Below are 19,021 nucleotides of genomic sequence, written 5' to 3'. Positions count from 1 at the left end.
TTATCCTCGAGTGATAAATAATTGCATGTTTGACTGTTCGGGAGCGAGTCCACTCACACCGATACTTTGGCTATCGACGACTTGCTTCCACAAAGGTGAACGACAATCCAACTCGCAATAAATGCCATCTTCTGCGCGAGGAAGGCCCGGCGGAGTTTCATGCTGAACGATAAGCGGTATGCCCGAGACCGCACGAGCCATTAAATTTGGTAATTGAGTGCTAGCACTTACCTTGATTCGACTTGCGAGCTCAACATATTGACTAGAGCTAAAACCAGAGATCCACAACCAATATCGATACTCGCCCTGCAGCGCACGCTCTGGTAATTGGGTGTGCCAAGCACCATGCTGAGATTCAAAACGCAAAGCGTACTCTGGACCGACAACAATACTGTGCAGCATTTGGGTGAGCTGTTGCTGGCAGCAGTCAAACATGTCATGCAATTCTAAATGATCGTACGATGGCCAACGCTCAACACCTGGTTCACCAGACACACTAAAATCGGTAACAAAACTGCTGAGTTCAGCTAATATTTCGCTAAGCCCTTTCCATGCTTCCCAAGGTGACAAAACCGGCGATTCAACCAAGCACTGAATTTGGCAGGCGCAGCGATTGAGTGAACGCATAGCTAGAGTTAATGTTACATCACCGTCTCCAGAGGCCATTCGCCTCGCTGATGTCGGTTTCTTAAACCGCTCAAGTTGCTTCGCTCTAGAGACCAGTTGGTCAAGCACATCACGAAATAAACTGCGCATACTCGGCCATTTATGTAAATTAGTCACAGGCGGTAAAAAGCGTTCGCTGAGAAAAACGCGTTGACCATCTCTTTCTAATCTCGCAATTGGAATTAAATGGTAGTCACCAGCCACATCAAGCTCATTTTCCCAAAATATTTTCATTACATATTGTAAAGGCTTCACTTGCCCAGTGGCGCCATCGCCATAAAGATCAGCCACCTCTTGAGGGTTGGACAAAGCCGCATAACGACTGCTCACATCGCCCATTTCAGCAGAGTCATGGACTTCAGTGACATTATTTCCACTCACTTGCCAGTGTTTCAAACCTAAATAAACTGGGAAAGATTTGCCTGTTTCCACCCAATCCTCTTCAAATTGGCGGCTCGCAATCACTGCGTTTTCATTGAGTTTGCACAAACTGCCATCTGGGAATAGCACCTCACATTTTTGGACAACAAACTGTTTATCGGTTAAAGCATTTTCACGAATGTCCAACGACACCACGCCCCAAGGGTAATTTTGCGTTAAAGCGCGGGTTTGGCTATGCTGCCATTGGTGAAACTGGCTTTCTAATTGAAAGTGCTGAGGCTGCAACAACAAGCCTTGATGCCAGTAAAGGGGCTGATTCATGCTTTTGTTTCCTCTTTAGGCTCTGTCGCTTTCTTGGCCTTTGTAGAATCCCCTTTCCCTTCAAAGCCAGTTTCAATGAGTTGTCTTCCTAAAATAAGTTGCATCGAAAGCTTTCCTGGCTTGTACCAAGTTGTTTTCCAGATCATGCCTTTTGTTTGCTTATCAATTGGGATATCAAAAATTTTGGCCACTTTATCAGTCATTGGGTTCGCGTAACCCGCCACTAAACCTACAGCCTTAACCCCTTGATATCTTGGAAAATCAAGTGTATTGGATTCATTGGGCTGAACAAACAAACGTTGACTATAAACGACATTCTGGTCAAACCCATTACATTGAAGTAGCCGATTAATACCCGCAGTCGTTTTTTTCAGCTCTTCAAAACTGGACTTATCTTTCAGCTGATAAAAGCAAAGCATCAGAGCATGGGACTGCCCATTGTAATAGTTCAAATGAGGATCGGCTTTAAGGTTCAGCTTTACTGCATCGGCTTGCCAATCCCAATGAATCTGACTTGGATCTTTAACTGGTACTTGGGAAATACTTCCGGCCGGTTGAGGCTCAGAAGAACAACCGACAAGCAGCAGTGCTAAAGCCCCTCCTAACCACGCAGCTATATTGCGAAAACGAACATGCATGTCCCGCTCCTAATTAACTTTGAATTAAAACTTTTTGGTTTGATGTGGATGCCTGATGCATTCCAACAGAGTTCGGTGAAATACCATTTTGAGCCGTCATATTACACATACTCACAACTGGGGCGTTCCCCATCATTGTTTTGGTACTTCCTTGAGTGTTTTTGCTTCCCATATCATTTGGGCCTCCCGATGCCACTCCCATTGCCACCGGAGGGCTTGTAGACATACTTGTCGCTGTCATCGTCATCTGGTTTGTAACGGGAGTTCCACATACGAGGACGTTAATCACCGTTGTCGTTGGAATACTGGTAGCGCTAGATGCCATATTTGCACCCACCATTGGCACTGGGCCTGTGGGCGAAGGCACCGCCGTTACATCAGGAGTAGCAACAGTTACGCTGCCTCCTGCATTGATAGCAAAACCTGGCATCAATTGTTCTCCTTACCATTCTGCATTGGAGGGCTACTAACCCAAGTGAATTTTTTCACCATCAAGGTGCAGATTTTTTTCAGCATGATGAAGCGTGTTCTGTGATTGAACCACATAGTCTTTTTCTATTAAGTGACGGCTAGATTTAGTTTGCTTCTCTTCATGTCCCGTGACTTTTTTGGACTGCATGTTAAATCGTTGAAATACACGATCTGCAACTTGCTCTATTTGTTTACCCACCCAACTCAATTTTTCAATATGGAAAAAGCTTCTTAGCCCTGAAAAATGAGACAGTTGAGCATTCACATTCGCCTCTTTGACATCTACGTTAATTTTTTCTGATGTCATTTCTGTTTGTTTAATGCTGCTTAAGGTTAAATTGGTTTCAGCACTTAGAGTCATTGTTCCCTGAGTTTTTACTTCTAAATCACCAGGAACTTTTAGCTGATAAGCCTCAATACTAGAACGTTCTAAAACTGACAAAATAAAGGCTTCCGTTTCATTTCCGCTCCATAAAACCCGATCGCCTATGTTGGGTTTTAGCAAGCAGCTTGCCGCGACCTGAGCTCCTACCAATCCAGATTCACTTTTAACTTGAAAACCACTGGTTAACTCATTTAATACCACCCCGGATTGCATCTGCCAGGCTTGTTTATTGTCTAATGACGTTGCCACAAATTTTGTTGCCATCATAATGAGGTCCTTATATCTGATTCGGCTAGCGCCTGTTCGATTTCTTTTTGAATAGTCACTGGCACTTGCCAATCTTCCGCTTTTGAGCGCATTTCATCATCCCAGCGAGCCCCCAACTTAATGCTTCCTTTCCAATTGGCCTGCTCATGCTTGATTTTGTGGAAGTCACACAAACTAAAGTTTGCTTGAGTGAGTTCGGCATAAGATAAATCAGAATGAGAGAAATTCGCTTGCTTACAACTGCAATGATTAAAACACGCTCTCTGTGCATCTAAGTTCGTCAATTGAGACTGAATGAGCGTTGCGTTCGACATATCCGCATCGACTAACTTCGCACCATCAAAGTTTGAGTTGTTTAGATTGGCGTGAGTAAAATTTGTGCTTCTTAAGTCTGCGTTAGTAAATGCAGTGTTAGTGCCATTTACGCCAGACAGGTTCGCTCCAACAAAACTAGACTTCATAAAGTAGCTCATCTCTAGCACGCAAGAACTTAGGTTTTGCCCATCAAAGTTACATTCATTTGCTTGCATTGAGCTGAATGTCGTACCTTCGAGCAAACATTTCGAAAGGTCACACTCTGATATATAGCTTTTAGTCAGCACAGCTCGACTAAAGTTTGCTTGGTCGAAACACACACCATCAAAGGCAATCTTTTCTATAAATAAATCGGAAAAATCGCAATATGTTAAGTCGCAATCTTTGACGATTGAGCCTTGTATATTGGCTCCCTGGAACCTAGCTCTCTCGCAATTGCTATCTTGGATAATCGAGCTTTCCCACTTGGCTTGAGCAAGCTCCGCATTAACCAAAGAACACTCGGAAACCATGCCATTTTCCATCAAGGAGTGAGACAAATTAGCGTTAGTCAAATCACACTTAATGAGCATCACATGTGTCAAATTTGCATTGTCAAAATTAGCGCCAGTCAATATGCAACTTTCAAACATCCCATGAGTCAAGTTGGTATCTGATAAGTTAACTTCCGATAAATTGCAGCGAAGAAAACGAACTTCTGTCAAATCTAGGCAGCTCATATTGCAACCTGACAAATCCCTGTCTTCAATGAATGCGTATTCCCTTAACAAACGTTTAAACTCATTTCTGTTCATCGAAGAGCTCCAGCTTATGCTTTAATATCGTGGCATCGACATTGACGTTCTTCAGGTTGGTATTCCCTAACTCAATTTTTCTAACATCGGCGCTATAGAAATTACTCAGATATAAATCAGCGTGTTGGAATTGACTACGGAATAACGTTGATTGCATACCATTCACCGCTTTCAAAGAGGAAGATTGAAAGTTGCCACGCGTTAGCTGCGCACCGCTAAGGTTTGCACCGTCAAGAAGAGCATGATTTGCATGAACACCATCGATAAACCCACGATAGAAATTGCTACCTCTTAAGTCCGCGTTATCAAAAACCGCCTCTTTCACCAAGCAATTTGAAAAGTCAGCATAACGCCCCTTCGCTTTGGTTAGATTTGCCGGACCAAACCTTACACCATTTAATTGTGCGCGATCCCATTGCGAGTTTTCACCTTTAATTCCCCAAAATATTGCTTTCTTACCTTTACATAATCGTAAATCTGCATCTCGCAATATTGCGTCATTAAACACAGCTTGATCAGTCAAGCTACGCTTCATGTCGGCTCCCGTAAAATCTGCTTCTATGAATACACCGTTACCAAGATCTGCATGGCTTAAATCCACTTGAACAAAACAGCTTTGATTCGCCATTGCGCTCGCCCAAACTGTCGAAGATAATTGAGCTTGCGCCAGGTTGCTTTCAACCATCGTCGCGTGAGTAAAGTCTGCAAATCGGCCATTCGCCTTAACGAAGCTGGTTTTAGTTAAAATCGCATGATGAAACTGAGCCTGAGTAACATTCGCATGTGTGAAATCGGCTTCGTCTGCTATTGCGTCCTTAAACTCACAACCAGATAAGTTGCAGCGACTAAAATTGGTTTTGATTAAGACCGCTTCTTGAAAGTTGGCACCGGAAAGATCAATACCAGACAAGTCAAGATCTGATAAGTTTTTCTTTTCAAATGAAAGCCCTGCTGCATAACGATATATAACGTCTTGTCGCGATAACTCTTGATAATCCCTATCTTCATCCTGTTCTAATTGACCTTGAAGCTCTTTGGCTTTTTCTTTTAAAGGTTCCATTTCGGTCATCATGGACATCATTTTTTCTTCAAACTGTGCAAACTCTTTCTTGTCGATCATTTTATCGATTGGGACGTTTTGCTTCTCTGATGCGCTATCTAACTGCTGCTTGATGTCCGAGAATCGTTTTTTAAGATCGGCCACATCGTCAGAAAACGGGTCTGGCCCGGCTTTGTATTTTTCCTTGGATTCGGCAAACTGCTTCTTTACGTCACTAAGATACTTATCATATCTTTCCGAGTCAGGCCTCGATTTCATTCGGCCTGCGAGTTCATCAAGTGCTTGATCCATTTTAAAACCGACAGGGTCTTCATGCTCCAAAGGATTGAACCCAAAAGCTTCAACGGCTTTTTGATCGGCATGGGCCTTCATTTGGCCATAAACTTGCTTTGGAGCAACAGCTTCATCGCGCGCTTTACGGTGTTGTTTCTGAAAATCACAAAGGTGTGCGTATAATTCAGAAGAAAACTGCTCATTTAACCAAGTTAAGGGGTCAATTTCCTCTTGATGAAAGCGAACTATCTCTATATCTCTCGGATAGTAAAGTGGCTTGATGTGAGTGAAGCGTTTTTTCCACTCCGTTAGGTCTGCGTTCGATGAGCAAGCTACGTAAACATAGTCAGACTCTTCTACCGACATTTCTACGTCAGGATCTAGCTGATCACCTTCGTCACGCATGAATACAATGTCGATGTAGTCTGCAAGAGCTTGGGCCAATATCCATGATGAAACCAAGTCAGTAACGATAATTTTTGCTGGCGCCTCAAAACCTGAGAACCATCCCATCTCTTGAGAGCCAGGAATCAAATAGTCATTATCTGGCGTATATAAGTCACCCGGACGAATAGTGATGGCCTTTATCTCACCCTCTTGATGTTGCATAAACACCCAACCTGGACCATAAACTTCTCTATCCAATGGTGATTCAAGCTGCCAGTGTTCAGCGATTAGCGGTGTTTCTTCAGGTATCCATCCAAGTAAATACATTTGAAAATAGAGCTCTCGAAAGCCTAACGCTTCCAATTCTTGCTTCTGATCTTCAAATTTTTTCATCATCAAGTTTTGATTTGCTAAATAGACCAATGATGAGGCTTGGTCTTTCCATGTGTGCTGAAGTTCAAATTGGTTACCTAGCGACTCCAGATCACCTTTCAGCTCTTTCTTTTTATCTTCAGCACCTTCCGGCAAAACCGGAAGCTTACCAGAGACTTCAGCGACCTTGGTTTTCATGTCGGAAAGGTTTTTAGCATTTTCTGCCAATTTTTCCTTTACCCCAGCCAACTCTTGCTGACCTTTTACAACACTGGCTTTTACCTCTGGGTTTACCGGATTTTTTTCTAAATGCAGCTCCATCTCAGCTAGCGACGCAATTCTGTCATCGAGCTGTGCCATCATTGTTTCATTAGTCTTCGCCATACTGGTTTGCGGAGTCGGAGCATTACCTTTGACTTGATCTAATCGAAACTTCATATACTTGGGCGCATCTTCCATCAGCTTTTCCGCCTTGGCAATATCCGCTTTAGCGTCTTCCAACGGAGACATATCTATACCAATTTGCTCCGCCATATATTCTGTTGTCTGCGCTCTGTCAAACAACTCGACGTAGTATTCTATTGGCCGAGACGTGCTACCATATGGCTCCTCAGAAAGTAGCACTTCTTTAATATCTAGACCTTCCTCATCATCAACCGCTGCACTACCATGGAATAGCAATATGCCAGTATTGGTATCCGGAAACATCCAGAATGTATCGCAATCCAGTGGAACTTCATTCACGACCAAATGCTCGTCAACGGTACGCCTTAGAAACGCTCTTGGTTGGAAATAAGGGATGTTTCCTTGGATGGTTTCTAACTCAGGGTGCAAGTTAACGAGAGCATAAGGTTCACCACCTTGGAAATACCCCTCAAACTGCTGATCTTCAGGTGCAATATTATAAAACTGTGGGTTGAAGTCTCTTGGAAAGTTTGGCCACGCGGTACGCTGCCACTCCTCGTCATAAGTCCCTAAAAGCTTTTGCCGTTTCGGTTGCATGATGTCGACTGGCATGTATCCAGCAGGTCGGGGCTTTGAGCTCCACTCTGATTGAGACTCACCCGGATAATAGATCCCTGCGTGCAACAAATTCTGAGCATCATCCACCTTTTTAGGTGGAGAGATACCGTGAGGGTTCAATTGCAACCCTTCACCACGCACTGCATAATTCCAAGTGATTGGCATCTGCTCAAAACTTAACGGATGGGTAAGACTCAAGCCATATTTGGACTGAGTCCAATATCGCTGCCCTAACACATCCAATGCTTTATGTTGCTGGCCGACTTGAGCCGCTACTCGGACGGCAGATCGCGCTTTCTCACCGGCGTAAGCAGAACCACACACCAGCCATTCACCTTTAACCTTAGGCATTCCCATATCTAGCGGCACATCTCCGAGCAAATCGATACACCTTTGCCACAGCTGTTGCTCACTTAGACGCTTACTAGGATCGCAGAGATCAAAGCCGTAAATCGCAGTGATAGCTTCCCTTGGCTTACCAGCCAAAACAAACGAGTGAGTTAATATCCCTTGATTAAGAGACTTGATAACGCGCATTATTTCTCCAGACTTAACGAGGCTTCCCTCGTAACAGATTCACGTACTGTACGACAGGTTTATGAAGGATTTATTACTTATGGCATTCGCTCTAACATACTGTTAAATTAATAAATTTAGCGAATAAATCCCTTCAAACTCTTGTCATTTAGTTATTCGAATAAAACTACTATTATCTTTGGACGAAAATAGAATCGTATCGCCGCTAGAACCATCCGACATCGAAATTTGTGAGCCACCCGGTGATTGCATAACATAAGAGGTACTGTTCTGATCGCTAACAACACTCTGATTGTTCGGATTGGTTACTGCACCAACAATAACTGGACGACTCGGATCGCCGTGTTCAAAGGCCAATTTCACTTCTGTACCATGTCTGAGAGGAAAGTGCATACCCCCAGCAGAGTCGCTGTAAGGAGTGAGCAAGCGAACTCTATGAGACGCTTTTCCTGCATCTGGATTACTTAAATCGAAGTGAAATTTAACTTTATAACGCCCTTGACTGTCCAAGTCTTCTGCACCAGCGGCATCAATTGTCGCGTTAATCACACCGTGTATGGTTACCTTCGGAGTACGCTCTTGGCAGCGATATTGATACTTAGAAGGCAAGCATTCGAACTCGTTCTCATAAAAAATATCGTTTTCTGCGCTCCCGGCCTTGCCGCGATGCATCACTTTAACAAACAGATAATCTTCATCTGCAGCTTCAAGAAAATACCCAGTGAGTGAGAATGTACTACCCGGTGCAATTTGCGGATCGCTCGCTTTTCCGTAGCAGAGGTGGGATTCTGCTTTTAGCTGATCTGATTTTAACTTAGAGCGAAAATTGCCTTCTTTCCTAGAACTAAAGGCACCACCATAGTAGTACTGTTGCCCGACACCTTCACTATCAACGGAAGAGACACCTTCTACTTCAACATCGGGTTTTTGATAGTTATAGTTTTTAAGTAGGATATTCTTTGGTAGCGTTTTACATTGAACATTAAATTCGCTAACCGTATTAACTTTATCTGTATATTCGAGGCCCGTTGGAGGGTAATAGCGTAGGGTTTCTGCAGGCAGTTTCTGATGAACCATTTTGTTATCAGTGATAATAAGCTTTTCAGCCCCATCCTGATACTCGAAGTAATAGTACAGTCCATATAACTCCATCAGGCACTTGAGAAAGTGCAAAGTAGATTGATTATATTGAACGACAATTTCTCTTTCTTCGTACTCTTCGCTTATTTTCATTTCGAAAGGGATTTGAAGTCCTGTTCTAGGCTTAGAAAGCACCTGCTTAATCACATCAACAATTGTAATATGGAGGAAAACAGCACAATTGATTTCTTCAATCAGCCCCCAAAAAGTAGGACGAATAGTCACACTGTAATAGTACTCACCATTGACAAATTTGAGTGCTGATACCTCAGAAACCATCCCGCCAATCGTACGCTCACGCTCTGAGCAAATAGTGAACTCACATGATTGCCATAGCAAGCTATCGAGTTTTTCAACTTGCTTAGAAGTGCTCACTTCAAGCTCAAATTTATATTCGTTTGAAAGCTCTTCTACACCATAGAAGTTGGTTATAGAAAACTTATTCTCTATTCCAGAAATAACAAATTTAGATAGCTGTGGCATGATCTGGGCTCTCTTTAGAATTCTTCACTAGTGAATAGCGGCACACATACCGCACCGGTTTGCTGGCCTAAACAAGCATCGAACCCGAGCAATGTACCCTCTAGGTTTCCAAGTACACTTGGCATAGTAATGCTGGATTCCGGCCAAATTTTCATCTCGATATCGATAGGCTCAACTAAATAATGGCTAAGTAACCGCTTCATCTTATTAAATAGGTATCCACCGGGTAGCAACCCATGAAACACCTCTCTTTCATCTGTACTAACGTGCAGAATACAGCTTCCACTGTAATCCAAAATTTTTGTTCCAATATAAGCATCATCGCCCAAGGCGTGGTTGCACTCTCCCAGCGAAATAAGTTGATCTTCAGGAATAGTCTCCCATTTGGGCACCAACTCTTCTACGTCCACTTTCGCACCTACGGCATCCGCAATCATATTACCCAATCCCATGGCTGAGCGCGGTACCTGGCTCAGAATACCGGCATATCGAATGAGCTCTTGGGCATTCTGATCGTCCAATGGGGAGAAGCTTACTCCAGCCAAACAAAGCAAACGCTCCAAGACTTGCGATTTTTTCTCTTCGACTATTTGAGGAAGTAGGCGATATTTACTCCAAGCTTCGAAGTACTGATCGAAAAAAACCTGATTGACAATATCTAAAAAATCACGTGATTCACTGCTATCATACCGAGCTTCTTCAAATAGCTCTTCGGTATAAAATGTCGGCAACGGAGAAGCTGCGCCATATAACCCCATAAACGTCGCAGTGAGCTGAAAATGATCACTCTCACCTTTCAACTCAACCAATTCAGCTGGCTGAAAAGCCAGAGATAACTCTGGCCTAGTGCGAATACGTTGTTTTACAAAGTCGTCAACATTCCCACCATTTTGTGCTTCTTGCCAACGCAGTAAACGGACTGCTTGAACATGAGAAAAATGTGCAGGCTTATTGTGTAAATGTTCAACTACATCAACTGACGTTGACCGACTTGTGGAGGCCATTGATAGCTTTCCTTGGTATTCATGTTTTCAAAAGTTAATTGGGTAAAACAATTAATTGCTGAAAAAGATGACAATAAGTGTTTCAACACTGCGCTAAACACAAACATATCCCCTTTTCCTGGAAATCCATCAGGGTTTAATGCAACGTTAATGTCGACTCCAGAAATCAAAGAGCCTTGAAAAAGACGCCTGCGACGCTGGCTATGTAACGCTGCAATAGAATCCGCACGTTTGGTATTAGCCTGTACTTTTGAACGGTCGCGACTATCGGTAAATATGTACAACTTGAGCAACGCCATTAAGTGTTCTGGATCGCTTAATGTCAGTTGGTTTAAATACAAATGTGAGATAAGGCGCCATAGTGTGTTGTCACCAAGCGGTGGCTCAACGGGTTTCGTCGGAGTGAGAATGTTTTTAAACGTCGCTTTCTCAGGTGACGTCTCCGTTGCTTTACATATATCACCATACTGAATTTGTTCAGCAAAATGCCCATTTGTACAACGCACTGTCACACTCAGTGTTTCTTGCTTGAGTGATGAACTCTCTTTGGGATAGGCTACAGATAAATATAGAGATGAACCCTTTGATATCTTATTCAGCTTTCGGCGGAGAGAGTAGACTGGAATATGTTCCGAATTAGGATTAAACATCTCAAATGGGCGATATTCCCTCGCCGTCACAGTGCCTTGCTGATACCCCACCACTCTATCCAGTGAATATATTTGATCCTGAGCACGAGAGGCTCGAAGCTTGTACTCGGTTTTTTGGTGATCGAGAATCACTGAATCTGCTTCTCCATCGAATAAATTAACCGCTGGAATACAGTGCAGCTCAACATGGTCCTTGTTAAACGCTGGCAGTTCTTGTTGAGTTTGAACAAGTAAGTCGATACTAAATTGCTGATTTTCGCCTTCATCTCCCCAGCGTGCAAAATCAACCAAATCAAAAAACAGAAACTTTTGCGGCAACATATAGTATTCCTGCAACACTCTAAATGCAGGAAAAGAATTGGTGGGATAATCGAGTAAAGGCTGCTCATCTTTATCAATAAGCGGCTGAAATTTCTTGCTACCAATATAAGATGAGCCAGTTGGGTAATTGACTCTTACGTCAGTGATATGCTGGCAAAGAAATGCGTAGCGATTAGATGCCTCTGCATACGATCCCGCCAAATAGAAGCGCAGCGAATCTGGTCGCCAATCCTTTAATGGCAAACCATTTAAGGTAAAGCTGATTCGAAGGCAAGCTTGTCCCGCACTCCCGTGCAACCATTCGATTCCATCAATGGTTAAAGGATGCAGGTCCAAGTCTGCACAAGTGCTGAATGTACAACTGTGACCGTCAACTGGATTGGAGTTGATCGTCGTGCCTTTTTTAACTTTAACGATCTCTGAAAGACTTGCCTTTGGTGTGAACTGCATGATAGTCGAAGAAGGCAATGGACGCAGGTAATGTGGGAATAGCAGCTGAGTCAGTCCATGAATCAACTCAGGAAAATCATCGTCCAACCTTTCTTTAACAATTCCAGATAAAAAAGCAGTACCTTCTAGCAGCCGCTCTACATCGGGATCGGCATTCTGCCCCGCTAGCATTGGCGCTAATGCAGGGTGTTTTTGCGTAAACTCTTTGGCTAGATTTCTTAAGTAACCTAGCTGTTCTCGGTAGTGTTGATTGATCATTCGCGGTTATATCTCATCGACGCGAATACGCCCATCAGCACCTAATACAGTTTCAAATGCAAGAGCGATTTGCTCTCGCTCCACGTCGACGTGTGTATCAATGTGAAATACCATTCCAAGAGGATCACTTTGATTCGGTTCAAATATTACTTTTACATCTGAGACTCTTGGCTCGTAACGCTTAATAGTGTCAATAATGATTTGTTCCAGCGTTTTGACGTCTCCAACCGCTCCGCCATATCGGTAGCTATTGAGATCAGGCATTCCGAAGTCTATACATGCCTGTGCACTCCCTTGCTGAGTGTTCAATAACTTGACTAAATAGTTACTGATACACATGCTAAGCTGCTCTTTATCAGTTTCTGATTTTATAGGTTGAGGTTTGGAACAATGACGAACACGTTCTAACAGCCGACTCGCGTACATAGTTAAGCTCCTAATAAACGTTGGTGTTAAAGGGGCCCAAGGTATAGAGCCCCCTAGTGATATTAGCTCTGTGCAGCAAGCGTATCTTTGTGCTCGAGATTACCTTTTTTCCATGTTTTGGTAATATTCTCGAAAGTCCAAGCAAGGTTGACACATAACGGTGTTTCAGCGTTTTCACGCTTGGTTGTATCTTCAAGAATTAGCTCTTCACCACAAATTGTTGCATTGGTGTATTCAACTGTGAAAAATACAACTTCTTTGCCATCTTCGATACGAACAAAATGGTGCAGGATGTCTAGCTGCTCACCAGAAGTCGCACATTGGAATAGACCTGGAGTATGAGGGCCTGCTTCTATAAGAGCGTGAGTCGCATCGTAGAACCTTTTGCCGTTTGGCTTACCAGATTGGCTATCAGTTGGAACCATTAGGTTAGACTTTGTTGCAAAGCATCGTACCCAATCTTTTAGAGAAGCATCGACCTCTGTATTCTCACCTTTTATTTCTGTGCCATCGACGGTTTTAAACTGAATATAACTATTGTGTGCCATTTTGATATTCCCTACATTTGATTTAGTTAAAATGACCTAGTGGTAAAAACAGCTGCTCATAGGTCAGTTGAGCAGCCAAGACAATTACTCTTTATCTAACTTACCTTTTAGGGATAACGTGAACGATGCTCCCATATACTTAAAGTGAGGTCGGGCGTTAATGGATACTTGGTACCAACCAGGATCCCCTGCTACATCTTCAACATTAATTTCGACGCCTTTAAGAGGACGACGGCTTCTTACACTTGCTTCTGGGTTTTCCATTTCGGTGACATATTGTCCCACCCAAGTATTTAGCTCACGCTCAAGCTCTTGCCGATCTTTCCACGTACCGATGTTTTCTCTCTGTAGCACTTTTATGTAGTGTGCTAAGCGATCCATTATCATCATGTATGGCAGCTGAGTTGAAAGCTTGTAGTTCAACTCGGCCTGTTTTCCTTCCTCAGAGCTGCCGAACGTTTTCGGTTTTAAACAAGAGTTAGCAGAGAAAAATGCCGCATTGTCACTGCCTTTACGCATTGTCATACCGATAAAGCCTTCTTCAGCCAGCTCAAACTCTCGACGTTCAGACAACAATATTTCCGTTGGAATCTTGGTTTTGATTTCGCCCATGGATTCAAATTGGTAAAGGGGTAAGTCTTCCACTGCGCCGCCACCTTGCGGGCCGATGATATTCGCGCACCAACGGTATTTCGCAAAACTGTCTGCTAAGCGGCTGGCGAAAGCAAATGCAGTATTGCCCCAGCAGAAGTGTTCATGGCTTTCACTGACTGTCTCAGTGTAATTGAAAGACTTACATGGCACGGTGTCTTGACCGTAGGGCAAACGTAGTAAAAATCGAGGCAAAGTCAGGCCAACGTAACGTGCGTCTTCACTCTCACGAAAGCTCTGCCACTTCGCATAAAAAGGGCTCTCAAATACGCTTTGTAAATCTTTTAACTTAGGTACATCTTGCCAATCATCTACACCAAAGAACTGTGAACCTGCAGCGGCAATAAATGGCGCATGACACATCGCAGATACACTCGCAACATCTTGTAGAAGTTTGATATCCTGTGGGCCTGGACCAAAGTCATAGTTTGAGATAATGGCACCGTATGGCTGACCACCAAATTGACCGTATTCGTTTACATAAGCCAGTTTGTATAGGCCAGAACGCACAACCTCTGGGCTATCTTCAAAATCATCTTGAAGATCTTGCTTGCTAATGTTGGTCATTTCGATGCGCGTATTTTCGCGAAAATCGGTTCTATCCACCAAAAACTTCAAACCGCGCCACGCACTTTCGACTTTCTTGAAGTTTTCATTGTGAAGGACCTCATCAACTTGCGCTGATATTTGTTGGTCCAAATCACCAATAAGCGCATCGACTAGATCTCCAGAGATCACCGCGCCTTGACGCTCAGGCTTAACTAAATCTTTGATTAATGCCTGTAAGCCAGTTGTAGCGACAGAATACGCATGCTGGTCTGGATTCATTTTTGAAGCTGCAACAATCTGATCCAGCAAAGTGGCATTGTCTACAACTTCTTCTGTTTTTTCTGCTACTTGTTGTTCAGCCATAATATTACTCCGCCGTTTGCTCTTCTGCTTCAATACCTAGCTCTTTTAAAAGAGCAGCTCTAGATGACTCATCTTGAATCAAACTCTGCACTTTCTTGCGAAACTCTGGGACGTTGCTCAAAGGACTCTTAAGCGCTTTTAATGCATCTCTAAGTTCCATTAACTTAGCTATTTCAGGTATTTGGCGAATAATTTGGTCTGGTTCAAAGTCTTTCATGCTTTCGACTTTAAGGCTGACGGGTAACTGCTCATCCTCTTCTGCCCCAGCAAGTGTTTTAGGAACAGCAAATTCTAGGTTCAGTCCCTGAGCTTTTAACACATCGTTAAAGTTATCCTTGTCAACGTTAACAGGAACTCGATCTTCAACCATGCGCTCGTCTTCGGCTAGGGTAAAGTCACCCACGACCAACATTTTCAAAGGTAACTCCACTTCCTCTTTGGCATCACCTGTTGCTGGTTTATAGACGATATTTACCCGCTCTTTCGGGGCAACTGAGCTTTCTTTTGCCATTGCATTTTCTCCGTAGAAACAGCCTATTGGGCTGCCTTAAAGTATCTGATAGCGATCTCTGGATCGACCGTATACATTTGATTTAAAACTTGTTCTGCTTCATCAACTTGGTTCGTCGCTAAATAGCATTCGTACATCACTTTGTGGGTATTAACGACCAATTGTGGGAACCACATGTCCAATCGATATTCTTCAATCTGCTTTATGCGAGGCTTAAGCTGAGTGATTGCAAGCCGCTCATATCCGCCTTGCTGAAGCAGCTGAGCCATTTTTATACTGAGACGAAATTGGTTCTGGTGACTCTCACCAAGTGAAGACTCGTTCAGAAAACGAATGGCCTGTTCCAATTTATTTTCTGTGAATAGTTTGTTCGCTTTGAATTCGAGCTCACCTATATAATCAGGCTCTTGATCAGAGCTAGTAATCGTTAAACTCTTGAGCCAGTCTTGAGTCGCCATGTTTGCAAACGGAGTCCCATCGCTAAACTTTAGCAACTCGATTTCTGGTAAACGCATCATCAGCATAGAGCATGCCTGCTCTATTTCTCTCACAGCCCCTTCATAGTCTGGCCCTAAGCTCGCTAGTATCTGGCAAGAATCGTAGCTAAGGTCTAGCCAATATGGATTATTAGCAACTTTTAATTCGCATGCCCTCAACCAAATAAGTGGATCACTTGTCTCCTTGGCTGACTTCAGCACCATCATAGTTTGGCGAGATGGCGGACTGATCTTGGTTATGGCTCCGTCATTAGGAGGAAGTTCAGATAAATTCGACCAAGCAGCAATGCGCGATAATCGATAGCTAAGCCCCGCTGTGGAATCTTCTTCATACAGTTTTTCAGCACCTATGGCTAGCTGGCTTAACCCAGCAGATAGCAACTCTCTAGAGGCTTTATCATGTTGATTTTCATCGCTAATTAAAGGCACATTAAAACTGGGTGAATGAGTCTCTGCTCGAATCAAACCTGTATCTTTCACTGTAGATTCTATCGCAGTCGCAACGTGACTGTTGGTCGCACCTTCATCTAGTTTCTCTGTAATCTGTTTTTCCACGCTGATCTCAATTGCGCCTTCAGCTTCCGGATCAGCTGGCAAGCTTTTCTGCTCTGTTTGGAATTCTTGCTCATTCGTTGCCAAACACGCTACCGCTGGGCTATCTTCTTGCGCAACCAATGGAATTCTGTTCAATTGGTTAAGCAAGCCTCTCATGACAGGGGCATCGTCGTACTCTTCGACTAATGCGCACTCCAAGTTTTGAATCGCCTCAGTTGCAGTTTGAATATCTTCAGCTTGTACTTGTATTCCGGATTCTACGAACTTTTCTGCCCAGCGATTAGTCCAATCCAGCCACCACTGAATGGCATTGATACGTCCGCGAACCCGTTTTTTTGGCGGAAATGCATTTTGCCAAAAGTTTACCGTCAACTCTTTGAGTAAACTTGCTCCTTGTGCGATACCTTTAACATCGTCCAACTGGCAACGAGCTACAGCTAAATAAGCGGCAAATTGAAAATGCTTACCATAGTTTGCTAGTAAGTTACGAACTTCCTGGTCTACGACTTGCCAATCAACAGCGTCAGGCCCTAAGTCCATTGCATTAAGTTTTGCAACCTCAAGCAATGTAGACTCAGATTCTGCAATATCTGATAGATTAACGCCTGCAGGCGACTCCCCTGGAATTGGGTCGACTCCTAGCATCGAAATTATGTCGTTCAAGACTTCATCCTTAACTTAATATTTTATGACTTTGAGTACTGTCAGTTAATGAACTTATTATTTATAAGTCGAACCGAGTCATTTTCCATTGATAACAATTTATTATGCTTTATATGAACTTGATTATTTATGTAAATTCAATCAAGTAGCGGTGCAAAATGCTATCAATGTAATATTTCAGTTTGGTGATACTTATATGAAAGCTATGTAATAGCCTATTAATAGTGATATCATTTATACAATCAAATAGATAGAAATTAATTTTCTACAATCTTTTGATTATGCTTAGGCGATCTGGTCATTGCAGATCTATCTTCTGAGCTCAAGTTGAGAGCCGGTAATTAAACTGGAATTTATTTTCTGTCTGAGCACTACGTCTATATGCTCCGATATAACCTAAAAGCTATTGTCTTTATTAAATATTACAGAAATATTAAATGCAATTGTTTATTCTACATTCGATTAATTATAGGTGATTACATCATACTATTAGAACTATTAAAATTAGCCAAAAGTCGAATAACTACCGCTCCAATAAGAAGGACTGGCTATGAAATCATTAACTATTAGGGAAAACTTACTAGTTTAATGAGTGATTCATAGTGATTAATCACTATTTATTAGCAACTTAGTATCATACAAAAAGTGTATTCACTTTAAATTGAAACAAATTGTATTCTATAAAGTGTTACTGATATTTTGAATCGAAAGCATTAGGATTAAATATCACACGTGGTAAAAGGATATATGTTTAAAAGATAATTAGCACACAGCTAAGATTCACAATTATTATGAGTAAAAATAGTGTTACAAATAAGATAAGACCTAGAAAGCTATAATTTTATATAAGAATTAATAACGATTATCCTAAATTCAATCGCCTCTACTCTAAAAAGTGCAACGCTAAGCACCACCATCAAACACCGACTGGCTAACTTAAACATGAAAATATTTAAGCCCTCTGACTTCTTCTCGATTTGAGGAGGCGGCTCCCCACATAGCAACAAAACAGGATTAATTATTTGTCATATATTGATAAATCATTGCTCATATATGATATTGTTCAATAATTAGTAACAATAAATGGTAGCTAGTATGATTGACGTGAACGATATGCTTGTCTTTGCCAAAGTCGTTGAAAAAGGCAGCTTTACCGCCGCAGCTGACTCTCTTGGTACTCCAAAGTCCAATATCAGCCGGAAGATAACCAGATTAGAGCAAGAAGTTGGAGTAAGACTACTCGAAAGATCCACTCGTTCACAAAGGTTGACGGAAATAGGCCGGCAGTTTTACGACTCTTGCCGAAGGATTAAGGACGAACTTGAAGTAGCAAACCACACTGTTGAGTCGCTGCTTGAAAAGCCGGTAGGTACACTTAAAGTTTGTACATCCGTTACCGTTGGGCAATCTCTCCTATCAGGTTTACTCTCTGGTTTCTGTCGCCAATATCCGGACATCAAATTGGAAATGAGCCTTACCAATAGACGAGTGGACGTTATTGAGGAGGGATTCGATATCGTGTTCAGAGTCGGAAAATTAACCGATTCAGGATTAATATCCAAAAAGTTAACCACATTAAATTTGAGGTTGTATGCTTCGCCTGAATTTGCGAAAAAAGAAATTAATGTGCCAACTGACTTAATTCAGTGTCCTTTGATGCTCATGAATGACAAAGAGCGCAGACCGATATGGAATTTTGTTTCGGGTGATTTAAAGCAACAAATTCACTTCACCCCACACGTCCAATGCGATGATTTTTCCGTGTTGAAAAGAATGGCGATGCAAGGCGTAGGTATAACAGAGCTCCCCGAATACATGGCAGATGAATTTGTCAAACAAGGGAAGCTTATCCACATTTTACCTAAGTGGAAGTTCGAAAGTGTATCCCTGTATGCTTTATATCCTAGTAGGCGCGGTGCAACCCCAAAGCTTCGAGCTTTGCTAGAATATCTTAGTAATCATTTACCGAAAAATAATTGAGTAGCTACTAGAGCATATTAACTGAGTCTCCAAGCAACCTTACACTAATCCAGTTGCTTGGTTTCCCCATAAAAGGGCTCTC

The 19,021-nt window shown here is 42.5% G+C and carries 15 protein-coding genes; 1 reads left to right on the top strand and 14 read right to left on the bottom strand.

Annotation, left to right across the window (positions count from 1 at the left end):
• The 14 genes from tssK to tssA all read right to left on the bottom strand — a co-directional run bounded on the left by tssK (position 1) and on the right by tssA (position 16,959).
• Entirely contained in the window at positions 1-1,368 is a 1,368-nt protein-coding gene (gene tssK / locus ACM2FC_RS02430) for a type VI secretion system baseplate subunit TssK (protein WP_498479234.1), read from the bottom strand.
• Positions 1,365-2,006 (bottom strand): type VI secretion system lipoprotein TssJ, encoded by a 642-nt coding sequence (gene tssJ, locus ACM2FC_RS02425; protein WP_498479233.1) that lies wholly within the window; start codon positions 2,004-2,006, stop codon positions 1,365-1,367. The genes tssK and tssJ overlap by 4 nt, the downstream gene beginning before the upstream one ends.
• Before the next feature lie 13 nt (positions 2,007-2,019).
• A complete protein-coding gene (locus ACM2FC_RS02420; RefSeq protein ID WP_498479232.1) occupies positions 2,020-2,436 on the bottom strand; it encodes a PAAR-like domain-containing protein in 417 nt (138 codons plus the stop codon).
• A 36-nt stretch (positions 2,437-2,472) separates the two neighbouring features.
• On the bottom strand, positions 2,473-3,129 hold the full coding sequence (locus ACM2FC_RS02415) for a DUF3540 domain-containing protein (RefSeq protein WP_498479231.1): 657 nt from the start codon (positions 3,127-3,129) through the stop codon (positions 2,473-2,475).
• Positions 3,126-4,238 carry a pentapeptide repeat-containing protein gene (locus ACM2FC_RS02410; protein ID WP_498479230.1) on the bottom strand — a complete coding sequence of 371 codons (1,113 nt, stop codon included), beginning with the start codon at positions 4,236-4,238 and terminating at the stop codon, positions 3,126-3,128. The genes ACM2FC_RS02415 and ACM2FC_RS02410 overlap by 4 nt, the downstream gene beginning before the upstream one ends.
• Positions 4,225-7,890, bottom strand: coding sequence for a DUF2169 domain-containing protein (locus ACM2FC_RS02405; RefSeq protein ID WP_498479229.1), 3,666 nt, complete (start codon positions 7,888-7,890; stop codon positions 4,225-4,227). The genes ACM2FC_RS02410 and ACM2FC_RS02405 overlap by 14 nt, the downstream gene beginning before the upstream one ends.
• Positions 7,891-8,034: 144 nt before the next feature.
• Positions 8,035-9,513: a type VI secretion system Vgr family protein gene (locus tag ACM2FC_RS02400; protein ID WP_498479228.1), complete on the bottom strand. Its 1,479-nt coding sequence runs from the start codon at positions 9,511-9,513 to the stop codon at positions 8,035-8,037.
• 14 nt (positions 9,514-9,527) lie between these two features.
• A complete protein-coding gene (gene tssG / locus ACM2FC_RS02395; RefSeq protein WP_498479227.1) occupies positions 9,528-10,517 on the bottom strand; it encodes a type VI secretion system baseplate subunit TssG in 990 nt (329 codons plus the stop codon).
• Entirely contained in the window at positions 10,481-12,196 is a 1,716-nt protein-coding gene (gene tssF, locus ACM2FC_RS02390) for a type VI secretion system baseplate subunit TssF (RefSeq protein ID WP_498479226.1), read from the bottom strand. Before tssF ends, tssG begins: the two co-directional genes overlap by 37 nt.
• A 6-nt stretch (positions 12,197-12,202) precedes the next feature.
• Entirely contained in the window at positions 12,203-12,622 is a 420-nt protein-coding gene (gene tssE, locus ACM2FC_RS02385; RefSeq protein WP_498479225.1) for a type VI secretion system baseplate subunit TssE, read from the bottom strand.
• A 62-nt stretch (positions 12,623-12,684) separates the two neighbouring features.
• Positions 12,685-13,170, bottom strand: a complete 486-nt coding sequence (locus ACM2FC_RS02380) for a type VI secretion system tube protein Hcp (RefSeq protein ID WP_498479224.1) — start codon at positions 13,168-13,170, stop codon at positions 12,685-12,687.
• Positions 13,171-13,254: 84 nt separating this feature from the next.
• On the bottom strand, positions 13,255-14,733 hold the full coding sequence (gene tssC / locus ACM2FC_RS02375; protein WP_498479223.1) for a type VI secretion system contractile sheath large subunit: 1,479 nt from the start codon (positions 14,731-14,733) through the stop codon (positions 13,255-13,257).
• Between the two features lie 4 nt (positions 14,734-14,737).
• Positions 14,738-15,244, bottom strand: a complete 507-nt coding sequence (gene tssB, locus ACM2FC_RS02370) for a type VI secretion system contractile sheath small subunit (RefSeq protein WP_498479222.1) — start codon at positions 15,242-15,244, stop codon at positions 14,738-14,740.
• 23 nt (positions 15,245-15,267) lie between these two features.
• On the bottom strand, positions 15,268-16,959 hold the full coding sequence (gene tssA / locus ACM2FC_RS02365) for a type VI secretion system protein TssA (RefSeq protein ID WP_498479221.1): 1,692 nt from the start codon (positions 16,957-16,959) through the stop codon (positions 15,268-15,270).
• A 1,095-nt stretch (positions 16,960-18,054) separates the two neighbouring features.
• Here tssA and ACM2FC_RS02360 point away from each other — a divergent pair.
• Positions 18,055-18,939 carry a LysR family transcriptional regulator gene (locus ACM2FC_RS02360; RefSeq protein ID WP_498479220.1) on the top strand — a complete coding sequence of 295 codons (885 nt, stop codon included), beginning with the start codon at positions 18,055-18,057 and terminating at the stop codon, positions 18,937-18,939.
• The last annotated feature ends 82 nt before the right edge of the window (positions 18,940-19,021 follow it).

It is taken from the genome of Vibrio sp. A37 (assembly GCF_059777565.1).
Note: the sequence above shows the minus strand (reverse complement) of the source record. Positions and strands in the feature narration are given on the sequence as shown.